The 17165-nt window shown below is 73.3% G+C and carries 19 protein-coding genes; 13 read left to right on the top strand and 6 right to left on the bottom strand.

Translation table 11 applies throughout. The features are described 5' to 3' along the window. The first annotated feature begins 101 nt into the window (after positions 1–101). The gene (locus ACIBR0_RS13240; RefSeq protein ID WP_396715201.1) at positions 102–1493 is read left to right on the top strand and encodes a hypothetical protein; all 1392 of its coding nucleotides are present in this window, start codon (positions 102–104) and stop codon (positions 1491–1493) included. Positions 1494–1549: 56 nt separating this feature from the next. Here ACIBR0_RS13240 and ACIBR0_RS13235 read toward each other — a convergent pair whose 3' ends face one another. Continuing rightward, complete coding sequence (locus tag ACIBR0_RS13235; RefSeq protein WP_396715199.1) at positions 1550–2611, bottom strand: NAD-dependent epimerase/dehydratase family protein; 1062 nt, start codon at positions 2609–2611, stop codon at positions 1550–1552. A 208-nt stretch (positions 2612–2819) separates the two neighbouring features. Between ACIBR0_RS13235 and ACIBR0_RS13230 the strand changes: the two genes are divergently transcribed. Together ACIBR0_RS13230 and ACIBR0_RS13225 are read left to right on the top strand one after the other, a co-directional pair. Then, the gene (locus tag ACIBR0_RS13230; protein ID WP_396715197.1) at positions 2820–4175 is read left to right on the top strand and encodes a molybdopterin-dependent oxidoreductase; all 1356 of its coding nucleotides are present in this window, start codon (positions 2820–2822) and stop codon (positions 4173–4175) included. Then, on the top strand, positions 4172–4615 hold the full coding sequence (locus ACIBR0_RS13225) for a hypothetical protein (protein WP_396715195.1): 444 nt from the start codon (positions 4172–4174) through the stop codon (positions 4613–4615). Before ACIBR0_RS13230 ends, ACIBR0_RS13225 begins: the two co-directional genes overlap by 4 nt. Before the next feature lie 9 nt (positions 4616–4624). Here ACIBR0_RS13225 and ACIBR0_RS13220 read toward each other — a convergent pair whose 3' ends face one another. Further along, positions 4625–5587, bottom strand: a complete 963-nt coding sequence (locus ACIBR0_RS13220; protein WP_396715193.1) for a helix-turn-helix transcriptional regulator — start codon at positions 5585–5587, stop codon at positions 4625–4627. A 62-nt stretch (positions 5588–5649) separates the two neighbouring features. On the opposite strand from ACIBR0_RS13220, the gene ACIBR0_RS13215 reads away from it, so the two are divergent. Beyond that, positions 5650–6234 carry a DinB family protein gene (locus ACIBR0_RS13215; RefSeq protein WP_396715191.1) on the top strand — a complete coding sequence of 195 codons (585 nt, stop codon included), beginning with the start codon at positions 5650–5652 and terminating at the stop codon, positions 6232–6234. Position 6235: 1 nt separating this feature from the next. Further along, positions 6236–6673 (top strand): VOC family protein, encoded by a 438-nt coding sequence (locus tag ACIBR0_RS13210; RefSeq protein ID WP_396715189.1) that lies wholly within the window; start codon positions 6236–6238, stop codon positions 6671–6673. 60 nt (positions 6674–6733) lie between these two features. Here ACIBR0_RS13210 and ACIBR0_RS13205 read toward each other — a convergent pair whose 3' ends face one another. After that, positions 6734–7453, bottom strand: a complete 720-nt coding sequence (locus ACIBR0_RS13205; RefSeq protein WP_396715187.1) for an alpha/beta fold hydrolase — start codon at positions 7451–7453, stop codon at positions 6734–6736. A 345-nt stretch (positions 7454–7798) separates the two neighbouring features. Here ACIBR0_RS13205 and ACIBR0_RS13200 point away from each other — a divergent pair, with 345 nt between their 5' ends. The 6 genes from ACIBR0_RS13200 to ACIBR0_RS13175 all read left to right on the top strand — a co-directional run bounded on the left by ACIBR0_RS13200 (position 7799) and on the right by ACIBR0_RS13175 (position 13137). After that, positions 7799–9049, top strand: a complete 1251-nt coding sequence (locus ACIBR0_RS13200; RefSeq protein ID WP_396715186.1) for a PP2C family protein-serine/threonine phosphatase — start codon at positions 7799–7801, stop codon at positions 9047–9049. Beyond that, the gene (locus tag ACIBR0_RS13195; RefSeq protein ID WP_396715184.1) at positions 9042–9242 is read left to right on the top strand and encodes a hypothetical protein; all 201 of its coding nucleotides are present in this window, start codon (positions 9042–9044) and stop codon (positions 9240–9242) included. Before ACIBR0_RS13200 ends, ACIBR0_RS13195 begins: the two co-directional genes overlap by 8 nt. Further along, entirely contained in the window at positions 9239–10747 is a 1509-nt protein-coding gene (locus tag ACIBR0_RS13190; RefSeq protein ID WP_396715182.1) for a bifunctional 3-(3-hydroxy-phenyl)propionate/3-hydroxycinnamic acid hydroxylase, read from the top strand. Before ACIBR0_RS13195 ends, ACIBR0_RS13190 begins: the two co-directional genes overlap by 4 nt. Before the next feature lie 251 nt (positions 10748–10998). Then, positions 10999–11304 carry a GNAT family N-acetyltransferase gene (locus ACIBR0_RS13185; protein WP_396715342.1) on the top strand — a complete coding sequence of 102 codons (306 nt, stop codon included), beginning with the start codon at positions 10999–11001 and terminating at the stop codon, positions 11302–11304. Between the two features lie 483 nt (positions 11305–11787). Beyond that, positions 11788–12717 (top strand): polysaccharide deacetylase family protein, encoded by a 930-nt coding sequence (locus ACIBR0_RS13180; protein WP_396715181.1) that lies wholly within the window; start codon positions 11788–11790, stop codon positions 12715–12717. A 12-nt stretch (positions 12718–12729) separates the two neighbouring features. Next, positions 12730–13137 carry a nitroreductase/quinone reductase family protein gene (locus ACIBR0_RS13175; RefSeq protein ID WP_396715179.1) on the top strand — a complete coding sequence of 136 codons (408 nt, stop codon included), beginning with the start codon at positions 12730–12732 and terminating at the stop codon, positions 13135–13137. An 89-nt stretch (positions 13138–13226) separates the two neighbouring features. Here ACIBR0_RS13175 and ACIBR0_RS13170 read toward each other — a convergent pair whose 3' ends face one another. Next, positions 13227–13847 carry a YdeI family protein gene (locus ACIBR0_RS13170; protein ID WP_396715177.1) on the bottom strand — a complete coding sequence of 207 codons (621 nt, stop codon included), beginning with the start codon at positions 13845–13847 and terminating at the stop codon, positions 13227–13229. Between the two features lie 219 nt (positions 13848–14066). Here ACIBR0_RS13170 and ACIBR0_RS13165 point away from each other — a divergent pair, with 219 nt between their 5' ends. After that, a complete protein-coding gene (locus tag ACIBR0_RS13165; RefSeq protein WP_396715175.1) occupies positions 14067–14246 on the top strand; it encodes a hypothetical protein in 180 nt (59 codons plus the stop codon). A 149-nt stretch (positions 14247–14395) separates the two neighbouring features. Here the strand turns inward: ACIBR0_RS13165 and ACIBR0_RS13160 are convergent, their stop codons facing one another. Both ACIBR0_RS13160 and ACIBR0_RS13155 read right to left on the bottom strand, forming a co-directional pair. Continuing rightward, on the bottom strand, positions 14396–16051 hold the full coding sequence (locus ACIBR0_RS13160) for a sensor histidine kinase (RefSeq protein ID WP_396715173.1): 1656 nt from the start codon (positions 16049–16051) through the stop codon (positions 14396–14398). Beyond that, the gene (locus ACIBR0_RS13155) at positions 16048–16782 is read right to left on the bottom strand and encodes a response regulator transcription factor (protein ID WP_396715172.1); all 735 of its coding nucleotides are present in this window, start codon (positions 16780–16782) and stop codon (positions 16048–16050) included. The genes ACIBR0_RS13160 and ACIBR0_RS13155 overlap by 4 nt, the downstream gene beginning before the upstream one ends. A gap of 159 nt (positions 16783–16941) precedes the next feature. On the opposite strand from ACIBR0_RS13155, the gene ACIBR0_RS13150 reads away from it, so the two are divergent. Next, entirely contained in the window at positions 16942–17130 is a 189-nt protein-coding gene (locus tag ACIBR0_RS13150; protein ID WP_396715170.1) for a hypothetical protein, read from the top strand. The last annotated feature ends 35 nt before the right edge of the window (positions 17131–17165 follow it).

Raw genomic sequence — 17165 nt, 5'->3', positions numbered from 1 at the left:
GCCTTACGGATCTCTTACCACCTGATCGGTTCTTACCGGACGGTGACGTTCCTGCGGTTCGGCTGTCGCCGGGCCGTACCGGGCCGTACCGTCCGGTCGACATGGAAGCCACCACCACCCGGCCCGAGGTTCCTGCGAGCACGCCGGAGCGCCGTTCGCGCGCCGACCTCACCGTGCTCGGCGTCGAGGTCGGCCTGGTCGGCGCCGCCGTGGCGGTCGGCGCGGTCCTCAACGCACGCGGCGTGGGCCTGCACGCCGACGCGGCCCCGCTCTTCGCCACGTGGGGGCCACACGTCGGCTGGGGTACGCCGGCGGCGGTGCTGGTCGCGCTCGGTGTGCTCGGCCCCGGGCTCGCCTGGGCCCGTACCGCCGGCTGGGTCCCGTTGCTCGGGGCGGCCTGGGTGACCTCGGTCGCCTGGACGCTGGCACTCGGCCTGGTGGACGGCTGGTCCACGGGTCTCACCGAGCGGCTCACGCCCCAGGCGGAGTACCTGCACGAGGTGCCCCGCGTCACCGACGTCGCCGCCATGCTGGCCGGGTTCACCGGCCGGATCCTGGACTTCCAGCCGGACTCCTGGTCCACGCACACCGCCGGGCACCCACCGGGCGCGCTGCTGGTCTTCGTGGGGCTGGACCGGGTCGGACTGGGCGGTGGGACCGCCGCCGCGCTGGCCTGCGTCCTGGTCGGGGCGACCGTCACCGTGTCGGTGCCGGTGGCGCTGCGGGCGCTCGGCGCGGTCGACGCCGCCCGTGCCGTGGTGCCGTTCCTGGTCCTGCTGCCCGGGGCGGTGTGGGTGGGCGCGTCGGCCGACGGGCTCTTCGCCGGGGTGGTCGCCGCCGGCCTGGCCCTGCTCGCGGTACGCGGACGCGCGGCACCTGCGGCCGGCGGACTGCTGCTGGGCTTCGCGCTGCACCTGTCGTACGGCTTCGTGCTGGTCGGCCTGCTGGCCCTCGCCGTCCTGGCGCTGCGGCCCTCGGGCCGGCTGTCCGCCCTCACGGCCGGCGCGGTCGGCGTCGGCGCGGTGGTGCTCGCCTTCGAGGTAGCCGGCTTCCGCTGGTGGGACGGGTACCAGTTGGTCGTGGAGCGCTACTACCAGGGCTGGGCGGCCGACCGCCCGTACGCCTACTGGGTGTGGGCGAACCTGGCGGCGCTGCTGCTCTGCGCCGGTCCGGTGCTGGGGCCGGCGCTGCGGCGGGCCGTCCGCGCGGGCGTCGGGGCGGTCCGGGCCGGGCTCCGACGGGCGGGTGGGCCGCGCGCGCTGCCGATGGTGGTCGGGCCGACGGTGCTGCTGCCGGCGACGGCGGCGGTGGTCGTCCTCGCCGCCGACCTGTCGGGGCTGAGCAAGGCGGAGGTGGAGCGGATCTGGCTGCCCTTCGCGGTGTGGCTGCTGGTGGCGACCGTCCACCTGCCGCCGGGTGCGCGCCGCTGGTGGCTCGCCGGGCAGGCCGCGACGGCGCTGGCGGTCAACCACCTGGTGTGGACGGTGTCCTGAGCCGCCCGACCGCGCCAACCCGCCGCCCCGTGGTCGGCGGGCCGGCGCGGTCGGTGTCAGGCCGCGACGGCCGCCGGTTCGCGCAGCGGATCGGTGGCGAACGCCGCCACGCCCTCGGCGAAGCCGACGCGGGCGGTGTAGCCGAGCAGGTCGGCCGCTCGTCGCGGGTCGGCGACGACGTGCCGGACGTCGGCGGAACGGGCACCCCCGACGACCACCGGCGCCGGCCCGCCCATCGCGGCGGCCAGGGTGGCCGCGAGGTCGCCGACCGTCCGTGGCTCGCCGGAGCAGACGTTGACCGGCACCAGATCCTCCGGTGGCGGCGTGCGCAGGGCGTGCAGGTTGGCCCGTGCCACGTCGGTGACGTGGACGAAGTCGCGGCACTGCCGGCCGTCCTCCAGCACCCGGGGCGGCCGGCCGTCCGCCAGGGCGGACCGGAAGATCGAGGCGACCCCGGCGTACGGGGTGTCGCGCGGCATCCGGGGTCCGTAGACGTTGTGGTAGCGCAGCGCCCACACGCCGCCCCCGGTCTGCCGGGCCCACGCGCCGGCCAGGTGCTCCTGGGCGAGCTTCGTGGCGGCGTACGTGCTGCGGGGCTCCAGCGGGGCGTCCTCCGGCACCAGTTCGGGCGCGAGGGTCTCCCCGCAGCGGGGGCAGGTGGGGTCGTAGCGGCCGGCGGTCAGGTCGTCCGGGCGGCGCGGGGCGGGGCGGACCACGCCGTGCGCCGCGCAGGAGTAGCGCCCCTCGCCGTAGACCACCATGGAGCTGGCCAGCACCAGCCGCGACACCCCGGCGGAGTGCATGGCGGCCAGCAGCACCGCCGTGCCGAGGTCGTTGTGGCTCGCGTACGCCGGGGCGTCGGACGGGTCCAGGCCGTGGCCGACCATCGCCGCCTGGTGACAGACCGCGTCGACCCCGCGCAGCAGCCGGTCGAGCAGGTCCGGGTCCCGCACGTCACCGACGATCGGGGTGTGCCGCCGGGACCATTCCGGCAGCTCTCCCCCGTGCGCCTCGGGCAGCAGGGCGTCCAGCGCCACCACCTCGTGCCCCTCGGCGGCGAGCAGGTCGGCGACGTGCGACCCGACGAAACCGGCCGCGCCGGTGAGCAGTACGCGCATGCCGGCCAGCGTAGGGCGGTCGGCGGCGGTCGGTGCCGACTTCGTTCCGCCGTAAGCAGCTCGCAACATGTGCGCCCCCACCGGGCGGCCCACCCGGGCCCGGTAAGGCTTCGGTAATGCGCCAAACCCGGCCCCGACGCCCGGCGCGGACCTAGCCTTCCGGGAGTGGACGCCGCGGGCGGCGCGGCGCCCCGGACGAGGAGGACCGGTGAGCAGCGACGACGCCTCTCCCGCCGGGAACGACCGCGCCGGGACGGGGTACGGCTTCCCGCGGCGCTGGTGGCGGACCCTGGCCGCCCACCCGCCGCCCGGCGTTGACGGTCTCCCCCGGCGGTGGCGCAGTCCGCTGCGGGGTCCCTGGCTGACCTCGACGTTCGGCCTGGTCCTGCTCGTCACCCTGCCCCTGGTGATCGTCACCGGGCTGCTCGACTACCTGGCGTACGGCCCGCGGTTCTCCCAGGCGTTCCCGAGCGACGTCGGATGGCTGCGGCCACCCGCCGTGGACTGGCCGACCCGGCCGTCCTGGCTGTTCCGGGTCACCCAGGGCCTGCACGTGACGCTCGGGATCATGCTGGTGCCGGTCGTCCTGGCGAAGCTGTGGTCGGTGCTGCCGAAGCTGTTCGACTGGCCGCCGGCCCGCTCGGTGGCCCAGGTGCTGGAACGGCTCACGCTGCTCCTGCTGGTCGGCGGGATCCTGTTCGAGATCGCCACCGGGCTGCTGAACATGCAGTACGCGTACCTGTTCGGGTTCGACTTCTACACCGCGCACTACTTCGGCGCGTGGGTCTTCACGGCCGCCCTCGTCGCGCACGTGGCGCTCAAGCTGCCCCGGATGGTCACGGCGCTGCGATCCCGTCCGCCCCGCCGGGAGCTGGCCACGCCGCGCGCCGCCACCCGCCCCGAGCCGCCCGACCCGGACGGGCTCGTGGCGCCCGCACCGGGGGCGGCGACGGTCAGCCGGCGCGGCGCGCTCGCGCTGGTCGGCGGCCTGTCCGTGCTGCTGGGGGCGCTCACCGTCGGGCAGAGCCTGGACGGTGTGTGGCGGCGTACCGCCCTGCTGCTGCCTCGCGGCCGGCAGCCGGACAGCGGTCCGAACGGGTTTCCGGTCAACCGCACCGCGCTCGCCGCCGGGATCCGCCCGGACGACACCGGGCCGGCCTGGCGGGTGACGCTGCGCGCCGGCGACCGGCAGTTCGCCCTGGACCGCGCCGCGCTGCTGGCCCTGCCGCAGCACACCGCACGCCTGCCGATCGCCTGTGTGGAGGGCTGGTCGACGCTGCAGACCTGGACCGGCGTACGCCTGCGCGACCTCGCCGCCGTCGTGGGCGCCGACGACGTCGACGCCGCGACGGTACGGTCGCTGGAGAAGGCGGGCCTGTTCAGGCAGGCCACGCTCGCCGCCAACCAGGTCCTCGACCCGGACTCGCTGCTCGCGCTGCGGGTCAACGGCGCCGACCTGACCCCGGACCACGGGTGGCCGGCGCGGATCATCGTGCCGGCGCTGCCCGGGGTGCACTGCACGAAGTGGGTGGCCGAGATCGACTTCACCCGGGCGCCCCGGTGAGGGCCGTCTACGGGGCACCGCTCCGGCATCTGCTGCTGATGGCCGGCGCGTTCGCCGTCGCCGGGTGGGTGCTGCTGCGGATCGCCGGTGAGTCGACGGCCGGCCGGATGCTGCTCTGGTTCGTGGGCGCGGTGGTCGCGCACGACCTGGTTCTCTTTCCCGCCTACGCGGCGGTGGACCGGGTGCTGCGCGCCCGGCTGACCGCCCCGGTCGACGGTCCGTCCCCGCTCAACCACGTACGCGTGCCGGCGCTCGCCGCCGGGCTGCTGTTCCTCGTGTACCTGCCGGGGATCCTCGCCCAGGGCCGGGACACGTACCGGGCCGCGACCGGGCTGGAACGGGAGCCGCTGCTCGGGCGGTGGCTGCTCCTCACCGCCGCGCTCTTCGTGGCCAGCGGTCTGGCCTACGCGCTGCGGCGGTGGCGGGCGCGCCGCCGGTGACGGACTGTGCTAGCTGCCGGTGGCGGCCATCGCCGCGAGGCGGCGGGCGAGCAGGGCGGCGGCCTCCCGCAGCTCCGGGGGCTCCAGCACCTCCGCCTCGAAGCCCAGCCGGGCCACGTGTGCGGCGAGCCAGTCCAGGTCGTCCCCGCCCACGACGAGCACGCACCACCCGTCGCGGTCGTCCTCGACGCGCCCCACCTGGGGCGGCACCCGCTCCCGCACCGTGTCGGGCCGGGCGTGCACCCGCACCCGCGCGAGATACCGGTACGGCGCCCCGGTCACCGACCGCTGCACGTAGGCGACCGGGTCCGGATGCTCCCTCGCCCGGAAACGCCAGGTCGTCGCCACCGCCTCCCGCATCCGGTCCAGCCGGAAGGTGCGCCAGTCGTCGCGGTCGACGTCCCGGGCCATCAGGTACCAGCGGCGGCCGGTGGTGACCATCCGCACCGGCTCGACCGTGCGTTCGCGTTCCCCGCCGTCGCGGCCGGCGTACCGGAACCGCACGCGTACCGCGTCGCGACAGGCGCGCGCGAGCGTCACCAGCAGCTCCGCGTCGATCTCGACGCCGGGGCCGACGAGAATCTCGGTGGCGTCGTGCACCGCCCGCACCTCGGCGCGCAACCGGGACGGCATCACCTGGTCCAGCTTCGCCAGCGCCCGCAGTGCCGCCTCGGCCGCCCCGGCGACCGTGCCCCCCGACGCCAGCCGTAGGGAAACCGCCGTCGCGATCGCCTCCTCGTCGTCGAGGAGCAGCGGCGGCAGCCGGGTGCCGGCGCCGAGCCGGTAGCCGCCGCCGACGCCCACCGTCGCGTGCACCGGGTAGCCGAGCGCGCGCAGTCGCTGCACGTCGCGGCGCACCGAGCGCTCGGTGACGCACAGCTCGACGGCGAGTTCGGTGGCGGTCCAGGACGACCGCCGCTGCAGCAGCCCCAGCAACCGCAGCACCCGCTCGGTCGTCGCCTCGACGGTCACGTGCTCATCGTTCCACAGATAGCGGAACGATCCTGTCCGCGATATGCGGCAGGGTGGAAGCCATGACCGACCAGGACTGGAATCCCCTGCTCCGAGACCAGCTCGCCGCGCACTGGACCAACCAGGTGCGAAACCGCCTCGACGGACTCACCGACGACGAGTACTTCTGGGAGCCGGCACCGGGTTGCTGGAGCGTACGTCCGCGCGGCACCGCCACCGCGCCGGTGCAGGCCGGGTCCGGCTCGATGACCATCGACTTCGCGATGCCGGAGCCCGACCCGCCGCCGTTCACGACGATCGCCTGGCGACTCGGGCACGTGATCGTCGGCGTGCTCGCGGTCCGTAACGCCGCGCACTTCGGTCGGGCGCCCACCGACTACCAGTCGTTCGAGTACGCCCCGACCGCGACCGCAGCGCTGGCGCAGCTCGACACGGAGTACGCCACGTGGCTGGCCGGGGTCGAGTCTCTCGGCGAAACCGGCCTGTCCCGCCCCTGCGGGCCGGCGGAGGGACCGTACGCGGAGCATCCGCTGGCCGCGCTGGTGCTGCACATCAACCGCGAGATGGTCCACCATCTGGCCGAGGTGTGCCTGCTCCGCGACCTCTACCTGCACACTCACCGGCAGACCCGACAGGAGGCGAGCTGACATGGCCCGCGACGTCCAGATCACCTTCGACTGCGCCGACCCGGCCGGGTTGGCCGCGTTCTGGGCCGAGACCCTCGGCTACCGGATACAGGACCCACCCGAGGGCTTCGGGTCGTGGGAGCAGGCTTTGGAAGCCATGGGCGTGCCGCCGGAGCGCCGGAACGACGCCTCGGCGCTGGTCGACCCCGAGGGCTTGAGGCCACGGCTGTTCTTCCAGCGGGTGCCCGAAGGCAAGCAGGCCAAGAACCGGGTGCACCTCGATGTGCGAGCCGCACCCGGGCTGCAGGGCGACGCGCGGATGGCCGCCCTGGAGGCGGAGGCCGAGCGGCTCGTTTCCCACGGCGCCACCCGGATCCGGCGCCACGAGCCCGCTCCCCCCATGGACGCCGGTCACCTCGTGATGGCCGACCCCGAGGGCAACGAGTTCTGCCTCGACTGACCAGCCGCGCGGCGGGGCCGGCGACCACCGTCGGCCCCTGCCGCGCAGCGCACGGCCGGATCAGCCACCGATGCCGCGTACCGCCTCGATGATCGTCTCGGCGACCTCGCCGGGCTGGGACACGGTCATCGCGTGCGACGCGCCCGCGACCTCCCGCACACCCCCGGCGCCCGCCCGCTCGGCCATGAACCGGTGCGCGGCGACCGGGATGTTCCGGTCGGCGTCGCCGAACACGAACCAGGACGGCAGGGACCGCCAGGCCGGCGACGCGGCGGACAGCCCTCCGCCGAGCGCCGCCTCGGTGACCGGGCGCTGGGTCCGCGCCATCAGCTTCGCGAGGTCACCCGGCACGTCCGCCGCGAACTGCGCGGGGTAGCCGTCCTGCCCGATCGCCACCTCGTTCCCGCCGGTGGCCACCGGGTAGGACACGAGGGTGTCGGGGAGTGTGCTGCCGGGGAACCGTCCGGACAGCGTGAGCGCCGACTCGCCGGTGTCCGGGCAGAACGCGTTGACGTAGACCAGGGCCCGCACGGACGAGTCGTCGGTGGCGGCCTCGGTGATCACCATGCCGCCGTACGAGTGCCCGACGAGGACGACCGGCCCACCGATCCCGGCCATCACGTCCCGCACGTACGCGGCGTCCCCCGCGACGCTGCGCAGCGGATTGGCGGCGGCCACCACCGGGTACGCGGCGCCGAGGCGTTCGATCACACCGTTCCAGCTCGCCGACTCGGCGAACGCGCCGTGGACGAGAACGACGGTGGGCTGCTCATCTGGCACGACGGTCCGCTCCCTTGCGTCGGGACGGTGGCGCGTCCACACCCCGTCCGTTCTGCGTCGGCGCGGCTGATTACCCGCCCGTCGGACGCGAAACGCCCCCCGGCGCGCGCATGCCGCCGCTCGGTCGCACCCGCATACCGGCCGCCGAACCCGCCCCGACGGGCGAAGAGGCACCGCGACATGCCGAACACCTACCGCCCGTCGATCCTGCTGGCGTCGCTCGTGCTGGTCCTGGCAACACCGGTCGCGGCGCTCGCCGCGGCGCGGCTGCGCTCCGCCCGCACCCCGTAGGACCGGGTCACGGCACCGGACTGCTCGCCGGTCGCTGGGCCTATGCTCTGCCGCGTGAACGAGAAACGGTGGACCGGCGTGGATCTGGGCAATGTGCTGCACGCCGTCGAGGACGCCGCCCCGGTCGACGCGGTGGAGGCCGTGACCCGGGGCATCGGCGTGGACCTCGGGGCGCTGTGGGTGTCGTTTCTCGTCGCGGACATGAGCGGCCGGGCTCTCGTCCGGCTGGCCCACGTTCCCTTCGGCACCCGGCCTGGCAGGCGCCGGCAGGACGAGGACGTAGCCACCGTGCTGCCCTTCGACGGCGGACCACAGGAACAGGCGCTGCGCCTCCAGCGCGTGCAGGTTCGTTCGAGCGGAGATGATCACGTCGTGATGGCGCCCGTGACGCAACGGGGCGAGGCCATCGGACTGTTGGAGATCTCGTTGCCGGTCGAGCCGGACAACGATGCTCTGGCCGAGATCTCCCGGGCCGCGCACGCGCTGGCGTTCGTGGTGATCGCTGCCCGGCGCCACACCGACCTATTCGAATGGGGTCAGCGGACCACTCCGTTCAGCCTCGCCGCCGAGATCCAGCGGCGGCTCCTGCCCTCCTCGTTCACCTGCGAGGCCGGCTCCTTCACCCTCTCGGCGTGGCTGGAGCCGGCGGCCAGCATCGGCGGAGACACCTTCGACTACAGCCTCGCGCGCAACCTGCTGCACCTGAGCATCACCGACGCCGTCGGCCACGGCGTTCACAGCGCCCTGACCGCGACCCTCTGCGTCGGCAGCCTGCGCCACACCCGCCGTCGGGGCCACACCCTGCTCGACCAGGCCCAGGCCGCGAACTCGGCGCTGATCGAGAGCCCGCCCGGAGGGTTCACCTTCGCCACCGGACTACTCGGCCGGCTCGATCTGCGCACCGGCGTGCTGGCCATGGTCAACGCCGGCCACCCGACGCCACTCCTGGTACGCGACGGAACAGTCCAGCCCCTCGCGCTACCGGTCGATCCGCCGTTCGGCGTACTGCGCCACGGGACCTACCGCACGACCGACGTCCCGTTGCGCCCCGACGATCGGCTCATCCTGCTCACCGACGGCATGCTGGAACGCGGCGCCGCCCGCCTCGACCTGCCCGCACGGCTGCCAGGCCTCACCGGCCTGCACCCCAGGGAGGTCGTGCGCGAACTCGGCGACGCCATCCTCGACGTCGCCGGACCCACCCTGCCCGACGACGCCTGCATGCTGGTCCTCGACTGGCACGGCGATCACGGCGACGAACGCTCCACGATGGCCGGCGCCGATCCACACCGAGCGAGTGCCTGATGCCCGGTCGGCGCCCCTGGCCGGTCGTTCGTTGCGCAGCAGGTCCTCGGTGACCCGGCTGCTGCTCCTGCTCGCCGGAGCCCTCGCGGTTCACCTGCGCAAGGGAGACGGCCCCCAGAAGTACGCCCCGGCGCTCGTCTGCGGGCTCCTCGTCGCCGTCTACCTCGCCCTCCACCTCGGATCGGCCCGGTGAGGACCGTCCCCGTGGTGATCGTCGGCGCGGGCCCCACCGGGCTCACCGCCGCGGCGCTGCTCGCCCGGTACGGCGTCGAGTGCCTGATCCTCGAGCGCTGGGAGTCGGTGTACCCCCAGCCTCGCGCCGTCGCCCTCGACGACGAGGTCCACCGCATCCTGGCGCGGCTCGGGCTCCGGGACGAGTTCGCCGCGATCTCCCGGCCGCACCTTGGTCTGCGCCTCCTCGACCGGAACATGCGGGTGCTGGCCGAGTTCCGGCGCGACACGGCGTCGGGCCGGCACGGCTACCCCCAGGGGAGCATGTTCGACCAACCGGAACTGGAGGCGATCCTCCGCCGCAATCTCGAGCGGCACGACACCGTCACGTTCCCCGGAAGCGCCGAGGTCACCGCGTTGACCCAGGATGCCGGCGGGGTGCGGGTCGACGTCACCGACACCGCCACGGGAGAGCAGGAGTCCGTCCGGGCGGCGTGGGTCCTGGGCTGCGACGGTGCGAACGGCCTGTCCAGGGCCGCCATCGGCGCCGCCATGCAGGACCTGGGCTTCACGCAACGCTGGCTCGTCATCGACGTGGTGACGGAGGCCGACCTCGGCCAGTGGGAGGGCGTGCACCAGCTCTCCGACCCGGCCCGCGCCGGCACCTACATGCGGGTCGGGAAGACCCGCTACCGCTGGGAGTTCCAGCTGAAGCCCGGCGAGACCGCCGACGACCACCGCGACATGGCCCGCCTGCATCCGTTGATCTCGCGGTGGACCGGGGACATCCCCGTCACGGAGTTGGAGGTCATCCGCGTCGCCGAGTACACCTTCCGCGCGCAGGTCGCCGACCGGTGGCGCGACCGGCGGGTGATCCTGCTCGGCGACGCCGCCCACCTCACCCCACCGTTCATCGGCCAAGGCATGTGTGCCGGGCTGCGCGACGCGATGAACCTGGCCTGGAAGCTCGCCGGTGTGCTCGACGGGACTCTGGCCGAGACCGCGCTCGACACGTACGAGACCGAACGCAAGCGGCACGTCCGCGCCATGATCAAGCTGGCGATGGTCATCGGTACGGCGATGACGGCCGGCGGGGAGTTCGGCAACGTCATCCGTCGCGCCGTGGCGCCGCGGCTGCACCTCGTACCGGGCCTGACGGCCCTGGCCACGGACAGCCCGACGCCCCCGCTGCACCGCTCCGACCTCGTGGTGAGGCCCCGGCTTCGTCGCGGCCTCGCGGGCGGGCTGTGCCCGAACGCGGTCATCGACGGCGACCGGCGTTTCGACGACGTGGCGGCCGGCCGGTTCGCGGTCGTCACGTCCGTCGAGCCGTCCACGGCACTACGAGCCGACATCGAACGGCGCGGGGCGGTACTGGTCATCGCCAGGCCGGGCAGCGAACTGCACCGCTGGTTGGGCACCGGCGGCGCTCGCGTGGCCGTCGTCCGTCCCGACGGCGCCGTTCTCCGTGCCAGCCGGCACCTGCTCCCCCGTACGATCAACGCTGTCCCGTCGGTCGGCGGATGACCGGAAGCTCAGCCGCCGGGCGGGCGGCGCGTGGCTGAGGTGGCCCCACCCATGCGACAGGAATCAACCTCTCAGCCCCTGCAGCCGTGCCGGTTGGGGGCACCGCGAGCGACGGGCTCGCCTAGACTCCGCGGGGTGATCGTGCGGAGGGCCGGCGCCGCGGACGTGGCGGTGCTCGCGGAACTGCGCGGCGTCGACGGGGACAAGTCAGCGCGTACGCCGACTGGGTTGCCGCCCACGCGGAGACGCACCTGCCGTTCGTCGCCGAGATCGACGGGCACGTGATCGGCGCCGCCTGGCTCCACGTCGCGCAACGGGTGCCCAGTAACGAGTCGCTGGACCGGTGGTACGGCGACATCCAGTCAGTCGAGGTCCGCGAGGAGCACCGCAACCGCGGCGTCGGCGGTGCGCTGATGGCCGCGATCCTGACCGAGGCCCGCACGCGGGGGCTGCTGCACGTGACCGTCCACTCCGGCCGCCGCGCGGTCGGCTTCTACCTGCGCAACGGCTTCAGCCACCACCGCCAGATCCTGCTCTGGGAGCTGGCGGCGTCCTGACCGGACCCGTGGACGGGTACCAATGCAATCCCGCTGCATCAGCGCTCACTGACGAGGTCAGCTTGGCGGATGCGGTCCTTTCTGCTTCTGGCCCTACATGGCTATGTTGGCCGGCGCCGGAGTGCTCCTCTGGCGGGCTGGAGTTCCAGTCGCACGACACGGTTGGTCGGTGGAGCTAGGTACCGACCCCAAGCTCAACCGCGCCATCACCTCCGACTTCTTCTTCCGACGACAGTAACGACGCGCTGCTCCGACGAAACACGGCTTCCAGAGGGGACCGGGGTCCACTCGCCCGTCAGCGCCACTTCCGCCGGGCAGAGCCCGTTGCGCAGCGGTAGATCGAGCGGTCAGCGACAGCACGGCCGACAGGTCGGGACCTTCTGCCCCGCCAATCCTGTCCTTGCGGCCTTACCCCGGATCGTGACGCCACCGCACTGTGGAGTTGAGCGCCGTTCCGTTCTCGCCGCTGTCGAGGAGGTCGCCGTGCGACATCGATCGCTCGTATCCACGGTCGCCGGCGCCGCCGTCGCCGCGATCCTGCTGGTCGTCATCGTGGTCGCCGTCGTCCGGCGTGGCGACCACGATGCGGCACCCCTGCCGGCACCGTCGGTCCCGGCGGTGACGACGCCCTCGCTGTCCTCACCGTCACCGTCAGTGTCACCGTCCCCGTCCCAGCCATCGGACGTCTCTTCGTCGAGTTCCCCGACGAGCGGCCCGACGGGCGACCCGACGATGGCGTTGACGCGTTCTCCCGCACCGGCGGTGCCGGGCCCGCCGCGCGGTCTGCTCGGCAAGGACATCGAGGTGATCCCCACCTCGCAGCCGATAGTCGCGTTGACGTTCGACGCGGGAAGCAACGCCGACGGCCTGCCGGCGATCCTGCGTACGCTGGTCAGCGAGAAGGTGCGGGCGACCTTCTTCCTGACCGGCAGCTTCGCCGACCGGCATCCCGACGCCGTGCGGAGCATCGTGGCCGCCGGTCACCGACTGGGTAACCACACCGCGACCCACCCGTACGCCACCAGGCTGACCGACGCCGCCGTCCGTTTCGAGGTGGCCACCGGACAGCGGCAGGTTCTGGCCGCCGGTGGTACGGACACCCGCCCCTTGTTCCGCTTCCCGTACGGCGACCGGGACGCCCGCACGATCGCCGCGGTCAACGGCGCCGGCTACGTGGCCGTCCGGTGGACGGTCGACACTCTCGGCTGGAAGGGCACCGATGCCGGCATCACCGTGACACAGATCGTGAGCCGGGTGATCGCAGCGGCGCGGCCCGGCGAGATCGTGCTCATGCACATCGGATCCCACCCCGAAGACCGTTCCACGCTCGACGCCGAGGCGTTGCCGGCCGTGATCGACCAGTTGAGAAGCCGGGGCTACCGGTTCGTCACCCTCGACGCCCTGCTGGCATAGAGGAGGTGCCCCGTGCATCCACAGGATTACAGCCGGTGCATCACGTACCGGCCTCCGGCCGCCTGGTACCGGCGTATCAGCAATCGGCTCGGGGTGGTTCTCACCTCGCTCGGTCTCGCTCCCCGCGACGCCGTCACCCTGACGGTGCGTGGCCGCCGGTCCGGCAAGCCCCGTCGGGTTCCCATTCTCAAGAAGCCGTACCAGGGCGACGACTATCTGGTCGCGCTGGCCGGAGAGTCCGAGTGGGTCCGAAACCTGCGGGCGGCGCAGGGTCGTGCCGTGATCCGCCGACGGTCGGCCTGTCCGGTCCATCTGGTGGAGATCCTCGGCGGAGACCGCGGTCCGGATCGTGCGCTGCCCTCGGCGGCTGACCCGCACCGTCCGCGTCACCGCACGCTCCTGCAGCCGCCTGGCCCCTGACGTGTGCACACGCCATGCCGGTGAAACCGACGGCACCTTCGCGACCCTGCTCCGAGCTCTCCTCCCCCCGACAGACGAGCACAAAGTGATCATGACGAAGTCGATGACGGCGAGTTCGGAGGCTTGGCCTTCTGCGGGTAGATCGTCTCGTGGCGGGCCAGCATGGCGACGAACTCGCCGATCTTCCGCTCACGGGTCTGTGCCTGTTTGACGGCGTTGAGGCGGTGGATGAGGGCGTACCGGTTGGTCTTGGTGAGTACGTCGAACATCGCCCGGGCGGCGGGGTCGGCGGCGACGGCGGCCAGGAGGTCGGCCGGCACCTCGGCCTCCGACGGCGGGGCGTAGGCGGCCGCCCACCGCCCGTCCGCCTTCGCGGCTTCCACCACGGCGCGCCCCGGGGGCAGCATCCGTCCCTGCGCCTCCAGCCGGGCCACGTGGGAGACGTTGCGTTGGGACCAGGAACTGCGGGGCCGGCGAGGGGTGAACCGGATCCAGGAGGTCTCCTGATCCCGTTTACGGGCCTGGCCGTCGATCCAGCCGAAGCACAGGGCCTCGTCAACCGCCTGCTGCCAGGTCAGCGTCGTGACCGTGCCGCCCTTCTTGGTCAGGGCGAGCCAGACACCGGGCGACGTGGCGTGGCTGGCCGACAACCACGCACGTAGCTCGCCAGCGTCCGCGACGATCAACTCTTCCAGTTCCGCGCTCCCCATGGAAGCAGGCTAACCGCGCGCCGATCGCTCGGTGAACCCTCGGGGGGCCGGACCTCGATGCTCAGGACGATCCCCGCACCGGCCCCGCCCGCACCGGCGATCCGGGAGCCGCACAGTCGCATGGTGCACGAGGAGCGGATCCGGCAGGCGTACGCCTCCGCGCCTCGGTAGCGACTGACCACGGCGATCGGCGGTCCCGCGCGGTCGGAGCGCGCGCCCGTGCTGTCCCTGCTGAACGCAGCCAAGGCCGTACTCGCCGTCGAACTCGGGCGCGAGGAGTGGCGCGACAACCGGGCGCTGTGCGCGTACTGCCAGGTCGCGACCCTCGCCTCGGCGGCCAGCGCGGTACTCGCGCTGCCCGAGGCACGGCGGGCGCTGCGCCGGCTGCTCAGCCGCTGACCCGCGACGGACGCCGGCGCTGTCGGGCCGACATCACCAGACCTGGAGCTCCCAAAGCGAGTTGACGCGATGAAGCCTTTCGATGTCCTGTCTCGCTGTCAACCCGGAGCCGGCTGGCGGCGTACGACGCGGGCGGGCCAGGTGCGGCGTCAGTCGGCGCGGGGAAGCGTGATGGTGAAGGTCGTCCCGACTCCGACCTCGCTCGTGACCGTGATGGCGCCCTGGTGATCGGTGACGATCTGCCGGGCGATGGCGAGGCCGAGGCCGCTGCCCCCGGTACGGCGGCCCCGCGCGGCGTCGGCCCGCCAGAACCGGTCGAACACATGCGGCAGTGCGTCCGCTGCGATTCCCGAGCCGGTGTCGACGACCTGGACGACCGCCTGTGTGTCGGTGCGGCTTGCGACCAACCGGACGCTGCCGTCGGCAGCGGTCGCCTGTAGGGCGTTGGTGACGAGGTTGCCCACCACCTGGCGGAGGCGGTCTGGGTCGGCGTGTACCGCGACCGGCTCGGCATTCACGCGCAACGACACCCCGGCCGACTCGGCCCGTGCGTGGTGGGCGGTGCGGCAGGTCTCCAGGAGTTCGGCCAGATCCACCGTGACCCGGTGGTACGCCAGGTTGCCGGCCTCGGCCAGGGCCAGGTCCTGCAGATCGTCGACGATGCGCTGCTGCAGCACCGCCTCTTCGTGGAGGGATGCGAAGAGAGTCCGGTCCGGCGTGATCACGCCGTCGGACAGTGCCTCGAGATAGCCGCGCAGGTTTGCCAGCGGGGTGCGCAGTTCATGGGCGACGTCGGCGACCATCCGGCGTTGCCGCTCCTCCCCGCGCTGCAGGGAGTCGGCCATCCGGTTGAACGACCGGGCCAACTCCGCCAACTCGTCGTTGCCCCGCACCGCAACCCGTCCGGTGAGGTCGCCCCGGCCCAGCCGCTGAGCGGCCGCGGTGAGCGTGTCGATGGGGCGCAGGACCCGCCGGCTCAGCAGCAGGGTGCCGATGACCACGACCGCCGCGACGCCCGCCGCCGCGGCGAGCAGTGGACCGGCGGCCAACACGGATGCGGGATCGCCGCGAGCGCCGAGATAGACCCGGGCGGGTACCGGCGCGACGTCACTGATGTCGTTGGTGAATGCCTGGGCCAGGCAGGAATCCAGTGTTTCCACCGTCGAGAGGGCGCACGCCTGCACCGAGGCGGCGTCCGCCAGGCTCCGGCCCGGCTCCGCCGCGACATCGGCGCAGCCGTCGACGATCTCAGCGACACCAGGGCGATCACGCACGCCGGCCGCCCGCAGGTCGGCGTCGAACTGCGGAACCCCCGTGCTGGTGGGTGAAGCGACGACAGGGACGGATTCCCGTGTCAGGCAGGCCGCGAACAGCACGCCGGTGCGGTAGCCGGTGATCGCACCGGCCACACCTTTCTGCCGGCTCGCCGGCTCCGCCGGCAGTGCGGCCAGATTCAGGACCGGCCGCGGGTCGACGACTCCGACCATCGTGCCGAGTGGCCGGGCGGTGCGGTCCTCCTGGGTGTCCGTGTCCACGATCACCTGGCCCGTGTCGGCGACCAGGTGGATCCGCTGACCGGTCTCGGCGCGCAGGTCCCGCACCAGCTCGGGCACGCCCTCCCAGGTGCCGTGCCGGCTGCCGTACGTCGTGAGTCGGCCGACGACCTCGTCGAGTTGCGCCCGGTCGGTGGTGGCCGATTCGTTGATCTGTTGCGAGGCCTGCCGCAGGGTCAGCCACGCGGTCGCCGCGGTCGCACTCACCGCGACGAGGATGACCAGCCAGAGCACCCGTACCCGAAAACTCACCGGCCGGCTCCGGGCGTGCCCCCGGGTGTCGGCTTCGCCGCCGGCTCCGGTTCGGCGAGCCGGTAACCGCGGCCGTAGACGGTCTGGACGTACCGCGGCTCCGCGACGTCGTCCTCGATCTTGCGGCGGAGGTTCATCACGTGCGCGTCCACGGTGCGCTCGAGCACGAAACGATCGAATCCGAAGGCTCGGTCGATGATCTGCGCCCGGGTGAACGCCCGCCCGGGCTCGCCGGCGAGCACCTCCAGGATGCCGAACTCCTTGGCCGTCACGGCGACCGGCCGGCCGCCGACGCGTACCTCGAACCGGCCGGCGTCCACCTCGAGTTCGCCGACGCGCAGCACCGCCCGGTTGTCGGCGCTCACCACCCGGGCCCGGCGCAGCAGCGCCCGGACCCGAGCGGCCAGCTCGCGCGGGCTGTACGGCTTGGTGAGGTAGTCGTCGGCACCGAGATCGAGGCCCAGCAGGACGTCCTCCTCGGTCGTACGGGCGGTCAGCAGCAGGATCGGAATGTCCGATTCGGCGCGCAGGATCCGGCACACGTCGAGGCCGTCGACGACGGGCATCATCACGTCGAGGACCACCAGGTCCGGCCGGCGGGACCGGCACTGGTCCAGCGCGGTCCGCCCGTCGCCGACCAGCAGAACGCTGTGCCCCTCGCGTTCGAGATAGATCCGCACGAGGTTGGCCTGCTTGGGGTCGTCCTCGGCGACCAGGATCCGCGCGCTCATGTCTCCCCGTCCTGCCTGGTGGTTGCGGGGTCAAGTAAACCCGAAACCCGTGAAGAACCGATGTGGGCGGGATCCGGAGAGCGGTGAGCGGAATCCCCGCACAGCCGGCCCACCGCTTCTTCAAAGGTTCTTCACCACAGGCTGCCTACCGTGCCCGTCATGTCAGACAGGAGCCGGGACATGATCGTCGGACCGGCACACCCGGGCCGCCGCGACGAGCGACTGCGGCGGGCGGTCCGGCGGCGGATCCGGGAGACGCCGGCGGTGCGCCGGGCCGCCGGGGTCGGCGGGCACGGGGCCGCCGACCCGCCGGATGAACCGCCCGCCGGACCCGGGGCTGCCGCGTGACGCCGGGTACGCGCGCGCGGCGTGCGCCGACCTGT

The organism is Micromonospora sp. NPDC049497, assembly GCF_044465805.1.
In the GTDB taxonomy this organism is placed as follows: domain Bacteria; phylum Actinomycetota; class Actinomycetes; order Mycobacteriales; family Micromonosporaceae; genus Micromonospora.
This window is presented reverse-complemented; position numbering and strand designations above follow the sequence as displayed.

Coding starts and splice junctions, on each gene's coding strand:
- ACIBR0_RS13240 (WP_396715201.1), top strand. CDS start 102: ATGGAAGCCACCACCACCCGGCCCGAGGTTCCTGCGAGCACGCCGGAG.
- ACIBR0_RS13235 (WP_396715199.1), bottom strand. CDS start 2,611: ATGCGCGTACTGCTCACCGGCGCGGCCGGTTTCGTCGGGTCGCACGTC.
- ACIBR0_RS13215 (WP_396715191.1), top strand. CDS start 5,650: ATGACCGACCAGGACTGGAATCCCCTGCTCCGAGACCAGCTCGCCGCG.
- ACIBR0_RS13210 (WP_396715189.1), top strand. CDS start 6,236: ATGGCCCGCGACGTCCAGATCACCTTCGACTGCGCCGACCCGGCCGGG.
- ACIBR0_RS13170 (WP_396715177.1), bottom strand. CDS start 13,847: ATGGGGAGCGCGGAACTGGAAGAGTTGATCGTCGCGGACGCTGGCGAG.
- ACIBR0_RS13155 (WP_396715172.1), bottom strand. CDS start 16,782: ATGAGCGCGCGGATCCTGGTCGCCGAGGACGACCCCAAGCAGGCCAAC.
- ACIBR0_RS13150 (WP_396715170.1), top strand. CDS start 16,942: ATGTCAGACAGGAGCCGGGACATGATCGTCGGACCGGCACACCCGGGC.